Genomic DNA, 20,752 nt, shown 5'->3' with positions numbered 1-20,752 from the left:
CGCCCCGGACGGTTCACCGGGCGGCGTCGGCGGTCGGGGTGATCCGGTCCCAGGCCGGGATCGGCAGCGCGATCACCGCGGCGGGGAAGAGGCCGTGCTCCTCGTTGTCGACGTGCCGGTGCAGCCGGTCGAGGGCGGCCAGCACCGGCGGCCAGTCCGGGGCGGCCCGGTCGACGGCGCCGAGCACGCCGTGGATGTCGTCGTGTTCGGCGCAGAGCCGCCGCACCGCCTCGGCCAGGCTGCCCTCGGCACGCAGTTCCGCGAAGAGGCCGTCCTCCTCCGTCTTGGTGTGCGGCAGGAGCAGGGCGAGCAGGGCGTCGAGCGCGACCAGGGGGTCGGCGCCGCCGCCGCGTACCGCCGAGCGCAGCCGGCCGGCGGCGTCCGTGATCGCCTCGTGCTCGCCGGAGAGCCGGCCGATCAGGGGAAACTCACGACAGCCGCAGTAGTTGCACACGGCTCCTCCTCCGTTGGTGACGGTTCCAGCCTGCGGCCCGGTAACCGCCGCGGGCAGGGCCGAACGGCCCGGCGGGGGGCAGGGCGCCGGGTTTTGTGGTCAAACGACGTTGTAACGTTGCCTAGCGTGGAAACCCCGAGAACCGGGCCGACCGGCGAGACCATCGACCTGCACCGCCACCGGGCGCTGGGCACCGCGAGCCGGGCCTCGATCCTGGAGATCGTGCGCACCGCGGGCGCCGGCGCAACCATCGCCGACGTGGTGGAGCGGACCGGGCTGCACCCGTCGACCGCCCGCGCCCACCTCGACCGGCTGGTCGACGCCGGGCTGCTGGCCAAGGCGCGGGCCAGCGGCGGGCAGCCGGGCCGACCGGCGTGGCGCTACCGGGCGGCCACGACCGAAGCCCCCGCCCCGGCGCCGTACCGGGCGCTCGCCGCCGCGCTGCTGGACCACCTGTCCCGCCGCGACCCCGGCGACGCGCGGGCGGAGGCCACCCGCGCCGGCCACCAGTGGGGACGCCACCTCGCCGCCGCCACGCCCCCCGGCGGGAACCCGGTCGACACCCTGCTCGACGTGCTGCGCGGGCTGGGCTTCAACCCCCGCCGGCACGAGACGGCCGACGGGACGACCGAGGTACGCCTGCACACCTGTCCCTTCCTGGAGCTGGTCAACCGCAACCCCGACGCGATCTGCGCGCTGCACGTCGGCGTGGTCCGCGGCGTGCTCGACCAGGCCGGCGCCCCGCCGGCCGGCGCGGTGCTGGAGCCGTTCGGCGCGCCCGACGCCTGCGTGGTCCGGCTGACCCTGCCGGCCACCGCCGACGTACCGGCATGAACCCCGGGCCGGCCCGGGCGTTGCCGGAGGGCTCCGCTCCGCCGGCCGCCGGGGGGACGCCGACCGGGCGGGCCGGCTGGCACCGCAGGGTCGCGGCGCTGCCGCTGGGCTACCTCGCGGGGCTCGTCGTGCTGGGCCTCGCCCATCCGTTGCTGCCGGCCTGGCGGTGGACGGCGATCCACCTGCTGCTGCTCGGCGCGGTCAGCAACGCCGTCCTGGTGTGGAGCGCCCACTTCGCGGCGGCGGTGCTGCGCTCCCCGGCTCCCGACCGTCGCCGCGCCGAGGCGGCCCGGCTCGGCGTTCTCAACGCGGGGGTGCTGGCGGTCCTCGCCGGCGGGACGGCGGACCGGCCGTGGCTGGGCGTGGGCGGCGCCGCGCTGGTCTTCGCCGCGGTCGCCGCGCACCTCGCCGGCCTCGCCCGGCGGCTCCGGCGCGCCCTCCCGGCCCGCTTCGCCGTCACCGTCCACTACTACCTGGCGGCGGCCGTCGCCCTGCTCGCCGGCGTGCCGGTCGGCGCCTGGATGCTGGTGGTCGACGACGCGCTGCGCCCCCGGCTGCTGCTGTTCCACGCGCACGTCAACGTGCTCGGCTGGGTGACGCTGACCGTCCTCGGCACCCTGCTGACCCTCTGGCCCACCGTGCTGCGCGCCCGGATGGCCGACGGGGCGGTCCGGGCCGCCACCGTCGCGCTCCCGCCGGCGGTGGCCGGTCTGCTCCTGCTCGGCGTCGGCGTGCTCGCCTGGTGGCGCGTCGTCGCCGCGGCCGGGCTGGCCCTGTTCGTGCTCGCCGCGCTGCTCGCCCTGCGGCCCGCGCTGGCCGTCGCGCGCCGCCGGCCACCGGACACCTTCGCCGGCTGGTCCCTCGCGGCGGCCTCCGGCTGGCTCCTGGTCGCCCTCGCCGTGGACGCCGTGACGCTGCTGTCCGCCGGCAATCCGAACGCCGCCGCCGACCGGTTCGACGCCGTGCTGCTGCCCCTGCTCGTCGGTTTCGTCGCGCAGGTCCTCGTCGGGTCGCTGAGCCACCTGCTGCCCATGGCGCTCGGCGGCGGACCCGGGCCCGTGCGCCGCCGCACCGCCCTGCTGCAACGGCACGGTGCGCAACGGGTCGTGACGGCCAACGCCGCCCTCGCGGTCTTCGTCCTGCCCGGCCCACCCTTCGTCCGCATCACCACCTCGCTGCTGATCCTCGCCGCGCTGGTGCAGTTCCTCGTGCCGGCGGCCCGGATCCTGCTCACCGCCCGCAGCCCGGACCGCGCCGCGCACCCCGAGGCCGCCGATCCCCGCACCCTCCGCGAGGCCGCCGGCGCCCGGCCCTTCCGCGGGGTCGCCGCCGGTCTCGCCCTCGTCCTCGTCGCGGTCGTCGCCGGGGTCGCCGCGCAGAGCGCCTCCGACGGCGCGCCGGTCCCGGCCGCCGCGACCGGCGTCACGCCCACCGGGCACACCACCACGGTCGCCGTGGTCGCCGACGGGATGCGCTTCCACCCCGACCGGATCGACGTGTCACCGGGCGACCGGCTGGTCATCGAGCTGACCAACCGGGACCACCGCCGGCACGACCTCGTCCTCGACTCCGGGGCGAGGACCGCACGGGTCGCGACGGGCGGCACCGCCCGGCTCGACGCGGGCGTCATCGGGGCGGTGGTCCAGGGCTGGTGTTCACTGCCCGGTCACCGGCAGAGCGGCATGACCCTCCGGATCGTCCCCACCGGACCGGTGGCAGCGGACCCTTCCGCCGGCGCGCCCGCCGCGGCCACGCCGCATTTCGACGCGATGGCCGACCCCGGGCCCGCGTTCACCGCCCGCGACGCCGCCGCGCCGGCCGTCCCACCCGGCCGGCTGCACCGGCGCGAGCTGCACGTCAGGGAGGTCCAGCGGGACGTCGCGCCGGGCGTACGGCAGCGGCTGTGGACCTTCGACGGCACCGTGCCCGGCCCGGTGCTGCGCGGCCGGGTCGGCGACACCTTCGAGATCACCCTGGTCAACGACGGCACCGTGGACCACGGCATCGACTTCCACGCCGGCGCCGTCGCCCCCGACGAGGTGATGCGCCCCATCGACCCGGGGCAGCGCCTCACCTACCGGTTCACCGCCACCCGCGCCGGCATCTGGATGTACCACTGCTCGACCATGCCGATGCTGCACCACATCGGCAACGGCATGTACGGAGCGGTCATCATCGACCCGCCCGACCTGCCGCCGGTCGACCGCGAGTACGTCCTCGTGCAGTCCGAGCTGTACCTGGGTCCGGACGGGGAGCCCGGCGACCTCGCCAAGATGCAGGCCGAGCGGCCCGACGCGGTCGTCTTCAACGGCTACGTCGCCCAGTACGCCCACCGGCCGCTGCCCGCCCGGACCGCTGAACGGGTGCGCGTCTGGCTGCTCGACGCCGGGCCCAACCGGGACAGCTCCTTCCACGTGGTGGGTGCCCAGTTCGACACCGTCTACCGCGAGGGCCGCTGGGAGAGCCGGCCGGCGGACCCGGGCGGCGCCCAGGCGCTCCAGCTCGGCCCGGCGGCCGGGGGGTTCGTCGAGCTGACGTTCCCCGCCGCCGGGCACTACCCCTTCGTCAGCCACGTGATGGTCGACGCCGAGCGCGGCGCCCGCGGCCTGTTCGAGGTGCGGTGAGTCAGGACCTGTCGAGTTGCACCGTGGCGATCTCCCAGGCCCGCAGCGGCAGCCGGACCAGCCCGTCGCCGCCGACCGCGAGCGGCTCGCCGGCCCGGCCGAGCAGGTCGGCCCGCCATGCGCCCCGGACGGTCGCGCCGCCCAGCACGGCCGTGGTGTCCGCCGGGGTCTGGGCCACCAGCCGCACCTCGGTGCGGCCGGCCCGGTCCCGGACGCTGGTCAGCGCGACGCCGGCCCCGTCCACGGAGAGCCCGACCGCCGGCGCGGGCAGCGCGGCGTCCGGGTCGGCGGTGCCGGGGAATGCCAACAGCTCGTGCCGGTACGCCTCGGCCGCCGCCAGCACCCCGGCCTCGTGCCAGGCCCCCCGATAGGGCAGCACCGCCAGCTCGACGCTGCGGGCGCCGCGGCACTGCGCCTCGGGCGTCGGTAGCTGCGGCCCGGCCGGCTCGTCGCGCAGGGCGTGCCGGTTGCGCGACAGCATCCCGATCGACCGCAGCACGGTGACCGCCAGCTCGCGGCCGGAGTCGGTCAGCTCGTACTCGGTGGGCTGGGTCAGCAGCACGGCGAGCGCCCCGTCCGGACCGCCGGCGGCGACGAACCCGTTGGCCGGGAAGGTGGGCAGCGGCACCTCACCGCCACCGCCCTCCGCGGTCAGGCCGCGCGCCACGACGGCGAACTGGCCCTCGGCGTACGAGGTGTCGGCCGGTGACGGCAGCGGCAGGTGCAGCCGGACCCGGTGGTCGTCGCAGCGGTTGTCGAACTCGACGCGCAGCCGGACGAAGGGCTCGCCGCGGCGCAGCTCGACCCGGGTGGTCACGGTGATCGGCTCGCGGTCCACGGCGCGGGAGCCGGCGTCGACGTCCGCGGCGACCGGCCACCGGTACTCGCGCACCACGTCGAGGATGGCCACGAGCGGGCCGTCGTGGCGCACCACGGTCCGCACCGCCCGTGGCTTGTCGACCAGTTCGTCGGCGGCCGGCGGGGCGTAGTTGTAGCTGTCGCCCACGTCGCCGCCGTCGACGATCCGGCCCACCCCGTCCACGGTCACCCCGTCCGGGGTGGACAGCGCCAGGGTGCCGTCCTCGGCGACCTCGACCCGGAGCAGGCCGTTGTCGAGGCCGCGGCCGGCCACCGTGACCGGGTCGGACGCGGGCGTCGCGGTCGCCGGGAGCGGCGCCGGGCGGACCGCGGCGTGCCCGAGCGGTGGCACGTCGACGAGCGCGGCGACGGTGGCCCGGGGACCGGCGAGGATCCGTACCCGCCACCGGTCGGCCGGCCCGGCGGCGGCGAGCGCCAGTTGCACGTCCGCCACGTCGAAGGCCGGGTCGCCGTGCCGGGCCACCTCGAAGGTGAGGGTGGCCTCGTCGGGTGACACCGACCAGGCGGTGACCTCCTGGCCGTAGAGCTCCCGGCCGTGCACCCGGGTGAGCACGGCCGGCAGGTCGGCCGCCGGCACCACGTCGTCGGCGAGCACCGTGCGGCTCCGGTCGAGGACCTGCGCGGCCACGCTGCGGCCGGCGGCATCGGTGAGCGCCACGCCGCCGTCGGCCGGCACCTCGACGTCCAGGCGCACCAGGGCGGTACGGGCCGCCGGGGTCGGGTTGAACAGCAGGTAGCCGTCCCGGGGCACGGCGGCGGACAGCCGCGCGCCGACCAGGTCGCAGACCGCCCGGCCGAGCTGGTCGGCCTCGGCGAGCCGGGCGGCGACCTGCTCGGCGGTCTCGTCGCAGCCGCAGCCGGTCACCGAGTCGTGGCAGCTCGCGTCGATCAGCCGGGTCCAGGCCATGTCGAGGAAGCGCTGCACCGACCCGTCGTGGGTCAGGGCGGCGAGCGGTTCGGCGTACCGCTCGACGCGCCGCTCGGCGCGGTTCATGGCCTGCTTGAGGTGGGCGCGGACGGAGATCACGCCGGGCAGGATGTTGGCCCGGGCGTGCGAGCGCAGTTCGCCGCGGACCACCGGCAGGCCGTCGACAGTGGCCGGCTGGGTGGCGAAGTACTCGGCCAGGGTGCCCAGTCGTAGCCGGGTGCCGTCGAGGTCGGCGGTGGCCAGCAGGTCGGGGGCGTCCGGCGCCGGGGCGGCGTGGTCGGTGCCGTACATGGCCAGGACCGGGGTGTCGTCGCCGGCCGGGCGCCACCCGGCCAGCCGGTCGGCGAGGTCGCCGGCCCGGCGGGTGACGTGCGCGGCGTCGTCCATGAGGCCGGCCGCGTTGCCGTAGCCGCCGGGCAGGTACTGGGTGCGGACGGTGGTGCCGTCGGGCGCCTGCCAGGCGAAGGCGTGCTGGTGCATTCGCTCGGGCACGCCGCGGAACACGCAGGCGTGGGCGAGCCCGGCGCCGGCCAGGATCTGCGGCATCTGGGCGATGTGGCCGAACATGTCGGGCAGGTAGCCGACCGGCATGGCGCCGCCCAGGTCGGCGCTGCGGGCCAGCCCCCGTTCCAGGTTGCGGACGATGTTCTCGCCGGAGCAGAGGAACTCGTCGAGCAGGATCTGCCAGGGGCCCACCGACAGCCGGCCGGCGCGGACCAGCTCGATCACCTGCTCCCGCCGTTCCGGGCGGACCTCCAGGTAGTCGTCGACCGCGGCGAGCTGCCCGTCCAGGGTGAACCGCTGCCGCGGGTCGTGCGCCATCCGGTCGAAGACGTCGTCGAGCAGCGCCACCAGCCGCAGCCGGAACCGCTGGAACGGCTCGTACCACTCCCGGTCCCAGTGGGTGTGGGGCACCACGATGATCTCGGTCGGTCGCGTCATCAGCTCGCCGCCTCTCCGCCGATCGCCGCCCCGGTCAGCTCACCGTAGCGGCGTACCACCTGCTGGCTGGTCCGTACGTCGGCCGCGCCCTCGGCGATGCCGGTCAGCGGGGCGGTGCCCGCCGTGACCATCGCGTGGAACGCGACCAGCTCCTGCTCGAACGCCTCGGTCACCGACCGGTACGCGGCCCGCCGCTCGCCGCCGCCGTGCTCGTCCACCACGGTCAGCGTGGTCGGCGCGTTCAGCAGGTACGGCGAGGGGAACACCAGCTCCAGCGAGCCGCGGGCGTGGTGCAGGGTGACCGTCTCCCGGTAGGCGGGATAGTCCGGCAGGTTGAGCCACCGGATGCCGTAGCGGGCGCCGCCGGGCAGCCGCCCGCTGATCTCCACCGACGGCTCGGCCGGGCCGTCGGGAGCCAGCGGCCAGGTGGCGACCTGGTCCACGGTGGCCGGTGCGCCGGTGAACAGCCGCAGCAGGGACAGGTCGTGCGAGATGCTGTTGATCAGGATCTGGTAGAGGGTGCGCGCGCCCGGGTCGGTGCCGACGGCGGCGTCGAGCAGCCGCCGGTCGTCGGCGGACAGCCGGGCCACCTCCTCGGCCGGCACGTCGCCGGCGGCCGGGGACAGGTTGGCGAAGCGCAGCTGCCGGTCGCCGCCGGCGTGCAGCACGGTCACCTCCACGGCGTGCACCCGCTCCGCGCCGCCGAGTTCCGCCAGCAGCCGGGCGGCCTCCGCCACCGCCGGGTCGTACTGCTTCATGTAGCCGACCATCAGCGCGGCGCCGCCGGCGCCGGGCTCGGCCAGCCGGGCCGTCTCGGCGAGCGTGTAGGCCAGCGGCTTCTCGCAGAGCACCGGCAGGCCGGCGCGCAGCGCCAGGGCGGCCAGCTCGCCGTGCGAGCCGGAGGTGGCCAGCAGCACGGCGTCGCAGCCGCCGTCGGTCACCATCCGCGTCGCGTCGGTGTAGCGGCGGGCGGGCTCGACGCCGTACCGCTCGCCCAGCTCGGTCACCCGGGACGGGGACAGGTCGGCCAGCGCGACGATCTCGAACAGGTCGCCGCGGCGTTGCAGCAAGGGCAGGTGTACGGCGCGGGCGATGATGCCCAGCCCGGCCACCGCGATCCGGATCCGCTTGCCCGGCTCGGTCATCCCAGCGCCTCCTCGAGCCACCGCCGGTTGGCGTGCTGGTCGGCGCGGATCCGGTCGAGGTCCCGGCCGTCCTCCGGGGCGTCCTGCTCGACCACCAGCCAGCCGGTGTAGCCGATCTCGTCGAGGCCCGCGAGCACCCCGGCCAGGTCGACGTCGCCGCGGCCCAGCGCGCAGAAGCCGCCGGCGGCGACCACGTCCATCAGCCCGCCGCCGGCCGCGCGGACCCGGGCGTGGGCGGCGAGGTCGGCGTCCTTGAGGTGCACCTGGCCGATCCGGCCGGCCCAGCGGTGCACCGCGGCCACCGGGTCGCCGCCGGCCAGCGCCAGGTGCCCGGTGTCCAGGCAGATGGCGATGTCGGTCAGGTCGAGCAGCCGGTCGGCCTCCGCCTCGGTCTCCACGTCGGTGCCCAGGTGGTAGTGGAACACCGGTTCCAGGCCCCGGTCGCGGCACCGGTCGACGGCCTGCTGCACCCGGGCGGCGAAGTCCGGCCAGGCCGCGGCGGGCAGCGCCGACGGCAGGTCGGTCGGGGTTCCCGGCCGGGCCATCCGGGCCGGGTTGCCGGGGCAGGCCAGGGTCGGCCGGGGCGCGAACCGGGCGTCGTCGGCCGGCGCGGCGGTGAACACGTCGAGCGCGGCGTCGAGCTGGACCAGGTCGGCGGCGAAGCCGGCCGGGTCGGCGAAGCGCAGGTCGACCCAGCCGCCGGCGAGCCCGATGCCGTTGGTGGCCAGTCGTCGCGCGAGGGTCTCGCCGGTGCCGAGATAGCCGATGGGGCCGGAGTCCACCCCGGTGTAGCCGTCGCGGGCCAGTGCCGCGAGCAGGTCGTCGGGGCCGACGGGTGCGTCGGTGGTCCGGTAGATGCCGTAGTTGACGGGGGCGCCGGCCACCCGGGTGCGTCCGGTCAGCTGCACAGTGCGATCACCTCCATGCGGTGGGACTCCAGGACGTGCAGTCCGTCGCCGGCCGGCAGCAGGCACCGGTCGCCACGGACCAGCCGGTGCCGCCCGTCCGGGTAGGCCAGCAGCGCGCCGTCGGCGTCGAGCGCCAGCAGTTCGTCGCCGACGCGCAGCAGGAGCGGCCCGCCGGGGTCGGCGGAGACGGCGGTACGGCCGCCGCGCAGTGCGTCCAGCACGGCGTCGCCGGGTGCGGTGTCGCGGTCGGCGAGCACCCAGGTGGTGGGGGACCCGGGCGGCGCGTCGTCGCCGGGGCGGTGGAAGTCGCTGCCGCCGATCGGCACGACGTCCGGCCGCCACGCCCGCGCCCAGGACAGGGGGGCGCCCCAGGTGCGGTCCCACCAGCCGGAGTGCCACACCTCGACGAGTCGGGTGCGTTCGGCCAGCGGCTGGCGCCAGGCGCAGTCGCCGCCGAGGGGGTGGTTGACCGACATGAGCCCGCCGTCGCGCCGGGCGGCGGCGAGCCACTCGTCCGGCGGCCGGCGGAAGTCGACCCAGCCCACCGGGCCGAACACGTTGGCGTGCCCCCGGTCGGTGGTCACCTCCTGGCCGGGCAGCAGGGCGATGCCGTAGCGGGCGGAGGCGTCCGGCAGCCACGGGTGGTGGCTCACGGTGTTGTGGTCGGTGACGGCGAGGAAGTCCAGGCCACGTCCGGCGGCGAGGGCGGCCAGCTCGTCGATGGTCTGCGCGCCGTCGCTGTGCACGGTGTGCGCGTGCAGGTCACCGGCGAGCCAGCGCCGGCCGTCGACGTCGGGCAGGTCGCGGCGCGGTGGGCGGTCGGGACGGGGTGGCGCCGCCGGGGCGGGTGGCGCGGGCTGCGGCGTGGTGCTGGTGGTGGCGGTGACCTCGTAGTCCAGACCCTCGGGTGGGATGCGGTGCAACCGCAGCAGCACCTGCCATTCGCCGGGCTCCAGCTCGCCCGGCAGGTAGCCGGGGGTGGCCCAGTCGGCGGCCACGGTGTAGCCGTCGCGGGCCCCGCCCGACCAGCCGCGGAAGCCGTCCGGTCCGACGCAGCCGAGGTCGAGCACCCCGGCCTCGCGGGAGTAGTCCAGCCGGACGGTGAGCGCGGCGGTGCCGGGCGCCACGGTGACCGGCAGGCTGCGCAGCACGCCGTCGACGCGGTCCTGCAGGGTCCACCTGCCGCGGTGCACGACCATGCTCAGCTCCGGACGGCGGCGCCGGCGCGGGGGGCCGGGACCTCGGCCGTGGCGGTGGCGGTCACCAGGGACCCGTCCCGGTAGAGCAGCGACCGGCCGGGGCGGGGCGCCACCCAGCCGGTGTCGCCCGGTTCGGGCTCGGCGCCCTCGGCCACGACGACCTGCACGCTGGTCCGCTCCGCGCCGGCGGCGTCGCCCGCGCCGGTGTCGTCGGCGGGCACGTCCAACGAGACGAGGGAGACGCTGCCCAGGTTCTCCACGACGACGACCTCGCCGGTCAGCGATCCCGGGACCGCGGTGGGGGAGTAGTCGAGGTATTCGGGGCGGATGCCGTAGACCAGGCGCTCGCCGTCGGTGACCTGGCCCTGCGCGTCGTCCGGCAGCGGCAGCCGGGCCGGGCCCACGGCCAGCTCGTCGCCGTGTACCCGCGCGTCGACGAGGTTCATCGGGGTGGAGCCGATGAAGCCGGCCACGAAGGTGTTGGCGGGGCGGCGGAACACCTCGGTGGGGGTGCCGACCTGGCGGATCCGGCCGCCCTCCATCACGGCGATCCGGTCGGCCAGGGCGAGCGCCTCGGCCTGGTCGTGGGTGACGAAGACGGTCGTGACGCCGAGTTCTCGCTGGAGGCGCTTGAGGAAGGTCCGGGCCTCCAGCCGCAGCCGGGCGTCCAGGTTGGACAGCGGCTCGTCGAGCAGGAACACCTGCGGGTGGCAGGCCATCGCCCGGGCCAGGGCGACGCGTTGCTGCTGGCCGCCGGAGAGCTGACCCGGGCGGCGCTCCAGCAGCCCGGAGAGGCCGAGTTCCTCGGCGGTGTCGGCGGCCTTGCCGGCGCGGCTGCGCCGGTCGACCTTCTTGATCCGCAGCGGGTAGGCGATGTTGTCCCGCACGGTCATGTGCGGGAAGAGGGCGTAGTCCTGGAAGACCATGGCCACGTCCCGCTTGCCCGGCGGCAGGGAGGTGACGTCGCGCTCGCCGATCCGCACGCTGCCGCCGGAGGCGACCTCCAGCCCGGCGATTGTGCGCAGCAGGGTGGTCTTGCCGCAGCCGGACGGGCCGAGCAGGGCGAAGAACTCCCCGTCGGCGATCTCCAGGTCGAGGGCGTCCAGGGCGCGTACCCCGTTGGGGTAGACCTTGGTCAGCTCGCGCATGGTGATGGCGGACATCAGCGCTTGATCCCTCCGTGGAAGCGGAACCCGTACCGGCTGCTGACGAAGACGAACATGAGCGCCACCGGCAGCGAGTAGAGCAGCGAGAAGGTGGAGAGCAGCCGCAGGTCGGCCTGCCCGCCCTCGGTGTAGAGCGTGTACATGATCACGGCGGCGGGGGCCTTGTCGGGCCCGCGCAGCAGCAGGAACGGCACCAGGAAGTTGCCCCAGACGTTGGCCACCGCCCAGACCCCGACGGTGGCCAGGCCGGGCCGGACCAGCGGCACCACGATGTGCCGCATGATCTGCAACGGGCTGGCGCCGAAGACCCGGGCCGACTCCTCGTAGGACGTCGGGGTCGAGTCCATGAAGTCCTTGAGGATGAAGATGGCCGCCGGCAGCAGCCCGCCGCTGAGGATCAGGATGACGCCGAGCCGGGAGTCGATCAGGTTCAGCCGGAAGGCCAGCTCGAACAGCGGCACCATGGTGGCCGTGCCGGTGACGATCGACGACAGCAGCAGCAGCCCGTAGAGCAGCGCGTCGCGGCCCGGCACCCGAACCCGGCTCAGCGCGTACGCGGCGAGCGCGGCGAACGTCACCACCAGCGCCGCGGTGCCGGCCGCCAGGTAGACCGAGTTGAGCAGGGAGCTCAGCGCGTACGGGTTGTCGAGCAGCGCGCGGAAGTTGTCCAGGGTGAACCGCGGCAGCGAGGCCGTGACGGTCGGGGTGTCGTCGAACGGGGCGGTGGCCAGCCACAGCAGCGGCAGCGCGAAGAAGCCCAGTACGACGCAGAGGAAGGTGTAGCGGCCGATCTGCGCGAGCAGGTGGCGTACGGCGACGGTGGGCCGGGTCGGCCCGGTGGTGGGCGCGGGCGCCGTGTCGGTGGTCACGCCGCCTCCTTCCGCCGGCCCAGCATGCGCAGGTAGACCAGCGCTATGAACAGGTTGATCAGCAGCATGATGAACGAGATGGCGGCGCCGAAGCCGAGTTCGCCGCCGGAGAGCGCCACCTTGTAGACGTAGACCGGCAGGATCTCCGAGCGCTGCTCGGGCCCGCCGGCGGTGATCAGGAACGGCGCGAAGTCGTTGAAGGTCCAGAGGCTGATCAGCAGCAGGTTGGTCAGCACGTGCCCGCGGATGCGGGGGAAGACCACGTCGCGCAGTTGCTGCCAGGTCGAGGCGCCGGCCAGCCGGGCGGTCTCCAGGTGGGAGCGGGGGACGTTCTCCAGTGCGGCCGCGTAGAGCATCATCGAGAACGCCGTGCCGCGCCAGGTGTTGAAGACGATGATCGACAGCATCGGGTGGTCCAGCAGCCAGGCCGTCCCGGGAATGCCGAGCAGCGCGTTGAGCGTGCCGGCGTCCCGGTCGAGCAGGGCGATCCACAGGAAGGCGACCACCGAGCTGGGCAGGATCCAGGAGAGCAGGACGAACCCCTCGACCACCCGGCGCAGCGGGCCGCGGCGGTCGCGCAGCGCGAACGCGATGGCGAAGCCGAGCCCGGCCTGGCCGATGACCGCCGAGCCGAGGACGAACTGCAGGGTGAGCAGCAGCGAGGTGCGGAACCGTTCGTCGCCGAGGGCCTGGGTGTAGTTGTCCAGGCCGACGACCTCGGGGTGGGCGGCGGCCAGGCCGGTCAGCCGGTAGTTCGTGACGCCCAGGTAGATCGTCCAGGCGGCCGGCACCACGAGGAAGACCAGGATGAGCACCATGGCCGGGACGAGGAATCCGGTGGCCCGGGCCCGGCCGAGGCCGGCGGCGTCGGGGGCGGGGGAGGCGCCCGTGACCGGGCGCGCTCCCTCGACCACCTCGTCAGGAGGTGACGTTACCTGGACCACCGACGAACCCTTCGACCTTCTTCTGGTACGCGGCGGCCGCCTCGTCGGCGCTCTTGCCTGAGGCGGCCGCGGCGGTCGCCTCCTGGAGCGCCACGGACACCTGCGGGTACACCGCCAGCGGCGGCCGGTACGCGGTCAGCGGCAGCACCTTCTCGGTGACGAAGCTGAGCATCGGGTCGCCCGCGAGGACCTCCTTGTTGACGTCCTGCCGGGCGGTGATGCGCGCCTCGCCGGCGAGTTCGGCCTTGACCGCCTCGGCGGAGTGCATGAACGACAGCAGTTCCCACGCCTGCGAGGGGAACTTGGAGTTGGGGTTGAGCACCCGGACGCCGCCACCGGACATGCTGACGAAGTCCTGGCCGCGGATGCCCGCGCCGGGCTGCTTGGCGGGGATCATCGCATAACCGACGGTGGTGTCCCGGTCGGCCATCTTGGCGATGCCGGTCTTCGGGTTGATGACGCTGCGCCAGAAGTAGTCACCCTCGCCAAGGATGCCGATCTTGCCGGCGGCGAACTCGGCGAACGACTTGTCGCGTCCCTTGGCCTCCTGCTGGAGCTTCGGGTCGCCCAGGCCACCGCCGTAGACCTTGGTGTAGAAGTCGAGCATGTCCTTGACCGGCTGGGTGGCGCCGGCCCACTTGCCGTCCTTGTAGATCTCGCCGCCCGCGCCCACCAGCAGCGGCAGCGCGCCCTGCATGGAGGTGGCCTCGCCCATCGCGGTGCCGGCGTTGATCTGGATCGGGGTCACGCCGGGCAGCGCCTTGAGCTTCGTGCCGGCGTCGAGGATCTCCTGCCAGCTCTTCGGCTGCCAGTCCGCGGGCAGGCCGGCTTGGGCGAAGAGCTTCTTGTTGTAGTAGAGGACCCGCCCGTCGGTGCCGAGCGGGATGCCGTAGCGCTTGTCCTCGAACGAGCCAAGGCCCTGCACGGTCTCCGGGATCTGGGACCAGCCCTCCCAGGAGTCGACCTGCTTCCCGGCCACCTCGGACAGCGGCTTGAGGTAACCGGCCTGGACGAACTCGCCGACCCAGATGCCGTCCACGGCGATCACGTCGGCGCCGCCCTTGGAACGCAGGTCCAGGGCGAGCTTGGTCTTGTACTGCTCGTCGTCGACGCCGCTGGGCACGAACGTCACCTTGGCGGTGACGCCCTTGGCCTTCTGCGCCTCGACGAACTTGGGGATGACCCACTTCTCGATCCACTCGGCGCCGGCGGAGTTCTTGCCGCCCACGATGGAGTTCGCGGAGATGGTCAGGGTGATGTTCTTGGCGTCCTTGGCGGCGGGCTCGTCCGAGCCGCCGCAGGCCGTGGCGGCGAGGGCGACGGCGGTGAGCGCGGCGAGCGCGCCCGTCGCGCGTCTCGACATGGCTGACATGGGCTGTTTCCCTTCGCAAGGAGTGACTTCGAAGAGACTCGCGGGGTCGCCCCGCCGGCCGCACGTCCGCTGCCGGCGGTGCTTGCGGCCACAATGTCATGACAGCCTGACGACGTAAATACCTGTCACTGAAATGAGCGCGAAACATCCACCGTCACCGCTCGGCGACGGTGACCTCGAGGGAGTAGCGGCTGGCCCGGTAGATGTGCGCGCCGTGCTCGACGTAGCGGCCCTGGTCGTCGTACGCCGTGCGGGTCATGGTGAGCAGCGGCGCGCCGCGCCGCTCACCGAGCATCTGCGCCTCGGCGGCGGTGGCGGCCCGCGCCCCGATCCGCTGGTGGGCACCGCGGATCCGGCGCCCGCCGGCGCGCAGGATCGCGTAGAGGCCGTCGGCCTGGAGGGCCGCCATGGTGAGCCGCGGCAGGTCGACCGGGAGCCAGTTCTCCATGAGCGCGAGGGGCTCCCCGTCGGAGAAGCGCAGCCGGCGCAGGTGCTGCACCTCGCCGCCGGGCGGCAGGCCGAGCGCCTCGGCGACCGCCGGCGGGCAGGCCACCGTCGCCAGTTCCAGCACCGAGGTGGACGGCCGCTGGCCGGCGCGGACCAGGTCGTCGTGCAGGCTGGTCAGCTCGACGGCCCGGCGCACCTCACCCCGGACCACCTGGGTGCCCACGCCGCGCCGGCGCACGATCAGTCCCTTGTCGACCAGGTGCTGGATCGCCTGCCGCACGGTGGGCCGGGACAACCCCAGCCGGTCGGCCAGTTGCAACTCGCTGTCCAGGCGGTCACCCGGGGCCAGGTCACCGCGCTGGATCGCCGCGGCGAACTGCTCCGCGACCTGGAAGTAGAGCGGGACCGGGCTGCTGCGGTCGACCGCGATCTCGGGGCCGGTCACGGAAACCTCCTCGCTGCGGCTGCGGGGATCGGGCGTGCTGACGGGCGTCACTGTACCGAAGCGATCACCCAGCGCAGAGGGTAGATGTCATGACAACACATTGACACAACTCATGAAGCACTGTTACCAATCAGGGACGGGATCGAGCTGGCGGAACGCCGACGCCGGCCGGAACGGAGGGCGCCGCATGCTCGATGTGCTCACCATCGGCCGGGTCGGGGTGGACATCTATCCGTTGCAGGTCGCCACGCCGCTGGCCGAGGTCGAGACGTTCGGCAGGTTCCTCGGCGGCAGCCCCACCAACGTGGCGGTCGCGGCCAGCCGGCAGGGGCTGCGCGCCGGCGTGATCACCCGCACCGGCGCCGACGCGTTCGCCGACTACGTGCACCGGGCGCTGCGCGAGTTCGGTGTGGACGACAGCCACGTCCGCCCGGTCGACGGGCTGCCCACCCCGATCACCTTCTGCGAGATCTTCCCGCCGGATCACTTCCCGCTCTGGTTCTACCGCACCCCCACCGCCCCGGACCTCCAGATCCGTCCCGAGGAACTGGACCTCGACGCGATCGTCTCGGCCCGCGTCTTCTGGCTCACCGGCACCGGCCTGTGCCAGCAGCCCAGCCGCGACGCGCACACGGCCGCGCTGGCCGCCCGGGCCGGCCGCCCGCACACCGTGCTGGACCTGGACTACCGGCCGATGTTCTGGCCCGACCCTGCGGCCGCGACCGCGGCCGTCGCCGAGGCGCTGCCCCGGGTCACCGTCGCCGTCGGCAACCTCGACGAGGTGGAGATCGCCGTCGGCACCCGCGACCCGGACCGGGCCGCCGACCTGCTGCTCGAACGCGGGCCCCGGCTCGCCGTGGTCAAGCTCGGACCGGCGGGCGTGCTCGCCCGCACCGCGGAGCAGAGCGTACGGGTGCCGCCGGTCCCGGTCGACGTGGTCAACGGGCTCGGCGCCGGCGACGCGTTCGGCGGCGCGCTCTGCCTCGGGCTGCTGCGTGGCTGGCCGCTGGAGCGGACCCTGCGCTTCGCCAACGCCGCCGGTGCGATCGTGGCCTCCCGCCTGGCCTGCTCCGCCGCCATGCCCGACTACGCCGAGACCGAGGCGCTGGCCGGGAACGCCGCGCCGGGTCCGGCGTCGTCGACCGCCGTCCTGACAGGAGAAGACCGGTGAGCACCGAGTACGAGGCGCTGACCCGCACCCGCGCGCACCGGCCGCAGGCGATCGCCGAAGCCGCCGCCCGCCGTACCCGCCGGCCCTGGCCCGAACCGGGACGGCCGCTGTTCGTCATCGCCGCCGACCACCCGGCCCGCGGCGCCCTCGGGGTGCGGGACCGGCCGATGGCCATGGCCGGGCGGGCCGACCTGCTCGACCGCCTGCGCGTGGCGCTGTCCCGGCCCGGCGTCGACGGCGTGCTCGGCACCCCGGACATCCTGGAGGACCTGCTGCTGCTCGGTGCGCTGGAGAACCTCCTGGCCATCGGCTCGATGAACCGCGGCGGCCTCTCCGGCGCCACCTTCGAACTCGACGACCGGTTCACCGCCTACGACGCCGACAGCATCGCCGCCATGCGCTACGACGGCGGCAAGATGCTCTGCCGGATCGACCCGGACGACCCGGGCACCGCCTCCACCCTCCAGGCCTGCGCCCAGGCGGTCACCGCCCTCGCCGCGCACCGCACCGTGGCCCTGGTCGAGCCGCTCTGGGTGGCCCGTGACGGCCGCCGGGTCAGCGCCGACCTGCGCCCCGAGGCGGTCATCAAGGGCGTCAGCGTCGGGCAGGCGCTCGGCGCGACAAGCGCGTACACCTGGCTGAAGCTGCCGGCCGTCGACGAGATGGAGCAGGTCGTGGCCGCGACCACGCTGCCGGTCCTGCTGCTCGGCGGCGACCCGGTGGAGGCGCCCGACGTGGTCTACGCCCGGTGGGCGCGGGCGCTGCGGCTGCCCGGCGTGCGCGGCCTGGTGGTCGGCCGGGCGCTGCTCTACCCGCCCGACGACGACGTGGCCGCCGCCGTCGACCTGGCCGGCTCGCTGCTGCCCACCGGGCAGGACGCGTGAGGACCGGCGACGGGCACCTGCCCTGGGGCGGCACGGCCCGGGCGCCGTGGGCGCTGGAGGTCACGCCCGAGCGGGCCGGCTGGACCTACGCCGGCCTGCGGGTGCTCACCCTGCCGGCCGGCGGCGAGGTCAGCTTCGCCACCGGCGACGAGGAGATGCTGGTCCTGCCACTGGCCGGCGCCGCCACCGTGCACTGTGACGGGTTGCTGCTCGCGCTGACCGGGCGGGAGTCGGTGTTCGCCGCGGTCACCGACTTCGCCTACCTGCCCCGGGACGCCGACGTGACGATCCGCGGCGCGGGACGCTTCGCGCTGCCGTCGGCGCGGGCCACCCGCCGGCTGTCGCCGCGCTACGGCGCGGCCCGGGACGTGCCGGTGGAACTGCGCGGCGCCGGGCCGGCCAGCCGGCAGGTCAACAACTTCTGCGCGCCGGCCGCCTTCGACTGCGACCGGCTGGTCGCCGTGGAGGTGCTCACGCCGGGCGGGAACTGGTCGTCGTACCCGCCGCACAAGCACGAGCAGGACCGCACGTACGACGACGGGCGGGTGGAGGCCGCGCTGGAGGAGGTCTACTACTTCGAGGTGGCCGGCGGTGAGCCGGGCGAGGGCCCGGTCGGCTACCAGCGGGTCTACGGCACCGCCGAGCGGCCCGTCGACGTGCTCGCCGAGGTGCGCACCGGTGACGTGGTGCTCGTCCCGTACGGCTACCACGGGCCGTCGATGGCCGCCCCCGGCTACGACCTGTACTACCTGAACGTGCTGGCCGGGCCGGGCGCCACCCGGACCATGGCCTGTGTGGACGATCCCCGGCACGGCTGGATCCGGGGCAGCTGGGCCGCCCAGCCGGTGGACCCGCGGCTGCCGCTGACCCGGCCCGGAACGAAAGAGGCGTGATGCCCAGGTTGACGGTCGCGCAGGCGCTGGTGGCGTTCCTGTCCCGGCAGTTCTCCGAACGCGACGGGCGGCGGCAACGGCTCATCCCCGCCTGCTTCGGCATCTTCGGCCACGGCAACGTCGCCGGACTGGGCGAGGCCCTGGCCGGCGCGGGCGCCGACCTGCCGTACCACCTCTGCCGCACCGAGCAGGGGATGGTGCACACGGCGGCGGCGTACGCCCGGATGACCGACCGGCTCAGCACCCTGGCCTGCACCACCTCGATCGGCCCCGGCGCGACGAACCTGGTCACCGGCGCCGCCGGCGCCACCATCAACCGGCTGCCGGTGCTGCTGCTGCCCGGCGACATCTTCGCCACCCGGGTGGCGAACCCGGTGCTCCAGGAGCTGGAGGACCCCCGCTCCTACGACGTCAGCGTCACCGACGCGCTGCGGCCGGTCTCCCGCTACTGGGACCGGATCAACCGCCCGGAGCAGCTGCCGGCCGCGCTGCTGGCCGCCATGCGGGTGCTCACCGACCCGGCCGAGACCGGTGCGGTCACCCTCGCGCTGCCGCAGGACGTGCAGGCGGAGGCATACGACTGGCCCGACGAGCTGTTCGCCGAAAGGGTCTGGCACGTGCCGCGCCCCCGCGCCGACGAGGCGGCGCTGGCCCGGGCGGCCGCGATCGTGCGGACGGCTCGCCGGCCGCTCGTGGTGGCCGGCGGAGGGGTGATCTACAGCGGGGCCACCGGGGCGCTGCGCCGGTTCGCCGACGAGCACGGGGTGCCGGTGGCCGAATCCCAGGCCGGCACCGGCGCGCTGCCGCACGACCATCCGCTCGCGCTCGGCGCCGTCGGGGTCACCGGCACCACCGCCGCCAACGAGATCGCGGCCGGCGCGGACGTGGTGATCGGGGTGGGCACCCGCTACAGCGACTTCACCACCGCCTCCGGCACCCTCTTCGGCGACGGTGCGCGCTTCGTGAACCTCAACGTCACCGGCTTCGACGCGGCGAAACTGTCCGGAACGCAGGTCGTCGGCGACGCGCGGGAGAGCCTCGCCGCCCTCGACGCGGCCTGCGCCGGCTGGGCCACCGAAGCCGCGTACCGGGAATCGGTGGCCCGGCTGCGCGAGCGGTGGACGGCCGTGGCGGACGCCGCTCGGCACGCCGACCCGGACGCGGCGCCCACCCAGACCGCGGTGATCGGCGCCGTCAACGACGCCGCCGGCCCCCGCGGCGTGGTGGTGTGCGCCGCCGGGTCGATGCCCGGCGACCTGCACCGCCTGTGGCGCAGCGGCGACCCGAAGAGCTACCACGTGGAGTACGGCTACTCCTGCATGGGCTACGAGATCGCCGGCGGGATCGGGGTGAAGCTGGCCGCGCCCGAGCGCGAGGTGTTCGTGCTGGTCGGCGACGGGTCGTACCTGATGCTGCCGAGCGAGCTGGCCACCGCGGTCGCCGAGGGCGTCAAGCTGGTCGTGGTGCTGGTCGACAACTCCGGCTTCGCCTCGATCGGCCGGCTGTCGGAGAGCGTCGGCGCGCACCGGCTCGGCACCGCCTACACCGACCGGGATGGTGCGCCGTTGCCGGTCGACCTCGGCGCCAACGCGGCCAGCCTCGGCGCCGACCTGATCCGGGTGTCGACCATGGCCCAGCTCCGGGCGGCGCTGGCGACGGCGACGGCGGCCACCCGGACCACCGTGGTGCACGTGCGGACCGACCGGTTCCAGGCCGGCCCGGACGGCGGCGCGTGGTGGGACGTGCCGGTCGCCGAGGTGGCCAGCACCGCCGAGGGGCGGGCCGCCCGGGCCGCGTACGAGACGGGGCGCAAGAGCCGGCACACCCACCTCCGTCCCGCCTGACCCGCCGCCCGGGGTTGACGCCGCTGCCCACCATGACGGCATGCGGAGATGGGAGCGCCCCTACTCGCTCGACATCGCGACGGCGTTCGCGGTGCTGGGGCTGGTCGCGGTCGCCGTCCCCGCCGCAGTCCTCGTGATCACGTACGCGCGTGGGGAGCTGCCGACGCCGGTGGCGATCCTCTTCGCGGTCTGGCTGGCCGGTGGCACCGTCGGCACGGCGCGGCAGGCGATGCTCGGGGTTTACGTCAGCGACGGCGGCATCCGGTCCCGCTCCCTCCTGCACACGACCACGGTGCCCTGGGCGTCGGTCGCGGAGATCCACAGCGGCACGGCCACCATGGCGGGGCTGGACATGGGCCGCCCGGCGATCGTCATCGAGCGGATCGACGGCACCCGGGTGCAGACCCCGCTGCAGCGCGGCGACCTGTTCCGGCCGTTCACGTTCCGGCCGGAACTGGGCCGGCTCGCCACGTGGCCGGAACACTACGACGAGATCCTGGAGACCCTGCGGGCGCACCACCGTGACGCGCAACTCCGGCTGGCCGGGTCCACCGGTCCGCCGGCGCAGCCACCCGCCGCCGGCGGATCGACGACGTCATCCGCCGGAGCCGGCCGGGCACGCACGACCCGCGACGCCCTGAGCGCCGACCAGCGGCGCGACATGCACGCGCTCATCCGGCAACACGAACGTGGCGCGGTCAGCGACGCCGAGTTCGCCGCCGGGATGGCGAAGATCCACGACCCCGACTAGCCGTTCGAACGTCGCCGGGGAGTGGATGCGGTGTACGTCCGGTCCCGCCGGCT

At 75.0% G+C, this 20,752-nt stretch carries 17 protein-coding genes; 7 read left to right on the top strand and 10 right to left on the bottom strand.

Going from position 1 to position 20,752, the window contains the following annotated elements; translation table 11 throughout:
- Positions 1-13: 13 nt before the first annotated feature.
- The gene (locus NLX85_RS02335; protein ID WP_254331372.1) at positions 14-454 is read right to left on the bottom strand and encodes a hemerythrin domain-containing protein; all 441 of its coding nucleotides are present in this window, start codon (positions 452-454) and stop codon (positions 14-16) included.
- 126 nt (positions 455-580) lie between these two features.
- On the opposite strand from NLX85_RS02335, the gene NLX85_RS02330 reads away from it, so the two are divergent.
- Both NLX85_RS02330 and NLX85_RS02325 read left to right on the top strand, forming a co-directional pair.
- Positions 581-1,288: a metalloregulator ArsR/SmtB family transcription factor gene (locus NLX85_RS02330; protein WP_254331371.1), complete on the top strand. Its 708-nt coding sequence runs from the start codon at positions 581-583 to the stop codon at positions 1,286-1,288.
- Positions 1,285-3,912, top strand: coding sequence for a multicopper oxidase domain-containing protein (locus NLX85_RS02325; protein ID WP_254331370.1), 2,628 nt, complete (start codon positions 1,285-1,287; stop codon positions 3,910-3,912). The genes NLX85_RS02330 and NLX85_RS02325 overlap by 4 nt, the downstream gene beginning before the upstream one ends.
- A gap of 1 nt (position 3,913) precedes the next feature.
- Here NLX85_RS02325 and NLX85_RS02320 read toward each other — a convergent pair whose 3' ends face one another.
- From NLX85_RS02320 to NLX85_RS02280, 9 genes are all read right to left on the bottom strand, one after another.
- Positions 3,914-6,661 (bottom strand): glycoside hydrolase family 38 C-terminal domain-containing protein, encoded by a 2,748-nt coding sequence (locus tag NLX85_RS02320; protein WP_254331369.1) that lies wholly within the window; start codon positions 6,659-6,661, stop codon positions 3,914-3,916.
- The gene (locus NLX85_RS02315) at positions 6,661-7,806 is read right to left on the bottom strand and encodes a Gfo/Idh/MocA family protein (protein ID WP_254331368.1); all 1,146 of its coding nucleotides are present in this window, start codon (positions 7,804-7,806) and stop codon (positions 6,661-6,663) included. Before NLX85_RS02315 ends, NLX85_RS02320 begins: the two co-directional genes overlap by 1 nt.
- A complete protein-coding gene (locus tag NLX85_RS02310) occupies positions 7,803-8,714 on the bottom strand; it encodes a sugar phosphate isomerase/epimerase (RefSeq protein ID WP_254331367.1) in 912 nt (303 codons plus the stop codon). The genes NLX85_RS02315 and NLX85_RS02310 overlap by 4 nt, the downstream gene beginning before the upstream one ends.
- Complete coding sequence (locus NLX85_RS02305) at positions 8,705-9,913, bottom strand: CehA/McbA family metallohydrolase (RefSeq protein ID WP_254331366.1); 1,209 nt, start codon at positions 9,911-9,913, stop codon at positions 8,705-8,707. Before NLX85_RS02305 ends, NLX85_RS02310 begins: the two co-directional genes overlap by 10 nt.
- A 2-nt stretch (positions 9,914-9,915) precedes the next feature.
- The gene (locus NLX85_RS02300; RefSeq protein ID WP_254331365.1) at positions 9,916-11,076 is read right to left on the bottom strand and encodes an ABC transporter ATP-binding protein; all 1,161 of its coding nucleotides are present in this window, start codon (positions 11,074-11,076) and stop codon (positions 9,916-9,918) included.
- Positions 11,076-11,948, bottom strand: coding sequence for a carbohydrate ABC transporter permease (locus NLX85_RS33350; RefSeq protein ID WP_254331364.1), 873 nt, complete (start codon positions 11,946-11,948; stop codon positions 11,076-11,078). The genes NLX85_RS02300 and NLX85_RS33350 overlap by 1 nt, the downstream gene beginning before the upstream one ends.
- Positions 11,945-12,862 (bottom strand): carbohydrate ABC transporter permease, encoded by a 918-nt coding sequence (locus tag NLX85_RS02290; protein WP_254331363.1) that lies wholly within the window; start codon positions 12,860-12,862, stop codon positions 11,945-11,947. The genes NLX85_RS33350 and NLX85_RS02290 overlap by 4 nt, the downstream gene beginning before the upstream one ends.
- Positions 12,863-12,866: 4 nt before the next feature.
- Positions 12,867-14,255 (bottom strand): extracellular solute-binding protein, encoded by a 1,389-nt coding sequence (locus NLX85_RS02285; protein ID WP_254331362.1) that lies wholly within the window; start codon positions 14,253-14,255, stop codon positions 12,867-12,869.
- A gap of 163 nt (positions 14,256-14,418) precedes the next feature.
- Positions 14,419-15,156 carry a GntR family transcriptional regulator gene (locus NLX85_RS02280; protein WP_148431078.1) on the bottom strand — a complete coding sequence of 246 codons (738 nt, stop codon included), beginning with the start codon at positions 15,154-15,156 and terminating at the stop codon, positions 14,419-14,421.
- Positions 15,157-15,343: 187 nt separating this feature from the next.
- On the opposite strand from NLX85_RS02280, the gene iolC reads away from it, so the two are divergent.
- Genes iolC through NLX85_RS02255 form a run of 5 tightly spaced genes read left to right on the top strand, consistent with a single transcriptional unit; the run spans position 15,344 to position 20,699 of the window.
- Positions 15,344-16,327 (top strand): 5-dehydro-2-deoxygluconokinase, encoded by a 984-nt coding sequence (gene iolC / locus NLX85_RS02275; RefSeq protein WP_254331361.1) that lies wholly within the window; start codon positions 15,344-15,346, stop codon positions 16,325-16,327.
- Positions 16,324-17,211, top strand: a complete 888-nt coding sequence (locus NLX85_RS02270) for an aldolase (protein WP_254331360.1) — start codon at positions 16,324-16,326, stop codon at positions 17,209-17,211. Before iolC ends, NLX85_RS02270 begins: the two co-directional genes overlap by 4 nt.
- Positions 17,208-18,104 carry a 5-deoxy-glucuronate isomerase gene (iolB, locus tag NLX85_RS02265; RefSeq protein WP_254331359.1) on the top strand — a complete coding sequence of 299 codons (897 nt, stop codon included), beginning with the start codon at positions 17,208-17,210 and terminating at the stop codon, positions 18,102-18,104. The genes NLX85_RS02270 and iolB overlap by 4 nt, the downstream gene beginning before the upstream one ends.
- Positions 18,104-19,948, top strand: coding sequence for a 3D-(3,5/4)-trihydroxycyclohexane-1,2-dione acylhydrolase (decyclizing) (gene iolD, locus NLX85_RS02260; protein WP_254331358.1), 1,845 nt, complete (start codon positions 18,104-18,106; stop codon positions 19,946-19,948). The genes iolB and iolD overlap by 1 nt, the downstream gene beginning before the upstream one ends.
- A gap of 40 nt (positions 19,949-19,988) precedes the next feature.
- Positions 19,989-20,699, top strand: a complete 711-nt coding sequence (locus tag NLX85_RS02255; protein ID WP_254331357.1) for a hypothetical protein — start codon at positions 19,989-19,991, stop codon at positions 20,697-20,699.
- The last annotated feature ends 53 nt before the right edge of the window (positions 20,700-20,752 follow it).

The organism is Micromonospora sp. A3M-1-15 (assembly GCF_024213425.1).
Lineage (GTDB): Bacteria > Actinomycetota > Actinomycetes > Mycobacteriales > Micromonosporaceae > Micromonospora > Micromonospora chersina.
Note: the sequence above shows the minus strand (reverse complement) of the source record. Positions and strands in the feature narration are given on the sequence as shown.

What these genes read in the sequence shown, in the direction of transcription:
- NLX85_RS02325 (WP_254331370.1), top strand. Translation starts at nt 1,285, where the DNA reads ATGAACCCCGGGCCGGCCCGGGCGTTGCCGGAGGGCTCCGCTCCGCCG.
- NLX85_RS02320 (WP_254331369.1), bottom strand. Translation starts at nt 6,661, where the DNA reads ATGACGCGACCGACCGAGATCATCGTGGTGCCCCACACCCACTGGGAC.
- NLX85_RS02315 (WP_254331368.1), bottom strand. Translation starts at nt 7,806, where the DNA reads ATGACCGAGCCGGGCAAGCGGATCCGGATCGCGGTGGCCGGGCTGGGC.
- NLX85_RS02305 (WP_254331366.1), bottom strand. Translation starts at nt 9,913, where the DNA reads ATGGTCGTGCACCGCGGCAGGTGGACCCTGCAGGACCGCGTCGACGGC.
- NLX85_RS02300 (WP_254331365.1), bottom strand. Translation starts at nt 11,076, where the DNA reads ATGTCCGCCATCACCATGCGCGAGCTGACCAAGGTCTACCCCAACGGG.
- NLX85_RS02285 (WP_254331362.1), bottom strand. Translation starts at nt 14,255, where the DNA reads ATGTCGAGACGCGCGACGGGCGCGCTCGCCGCGCTCACCGCCGTCGCC.
- iolC (WP_254331361.1), top strand. Translation starts at nt 15,344, where the DNA reads ATGCTCGATGTGCTCACCATCGGCCGGGTCGGGGTGGACATCTATCCG.
- iolD (WP_254331358.1), top strand. Translation starts at nt 18,104, where the DNA reads ATGCCCAGGTTGACGGTCGCGCAGGCGCTGGTGGCGTTCCTGTCCCGG.
- NLX85_RS02255 (WP_254331357.1), top strand. Translation starts at nt 19,989, where the DNA reads ATGCGGAGATGGGAGCGCCCCTACTCGCTCGACATCGCGACGGCGTTC.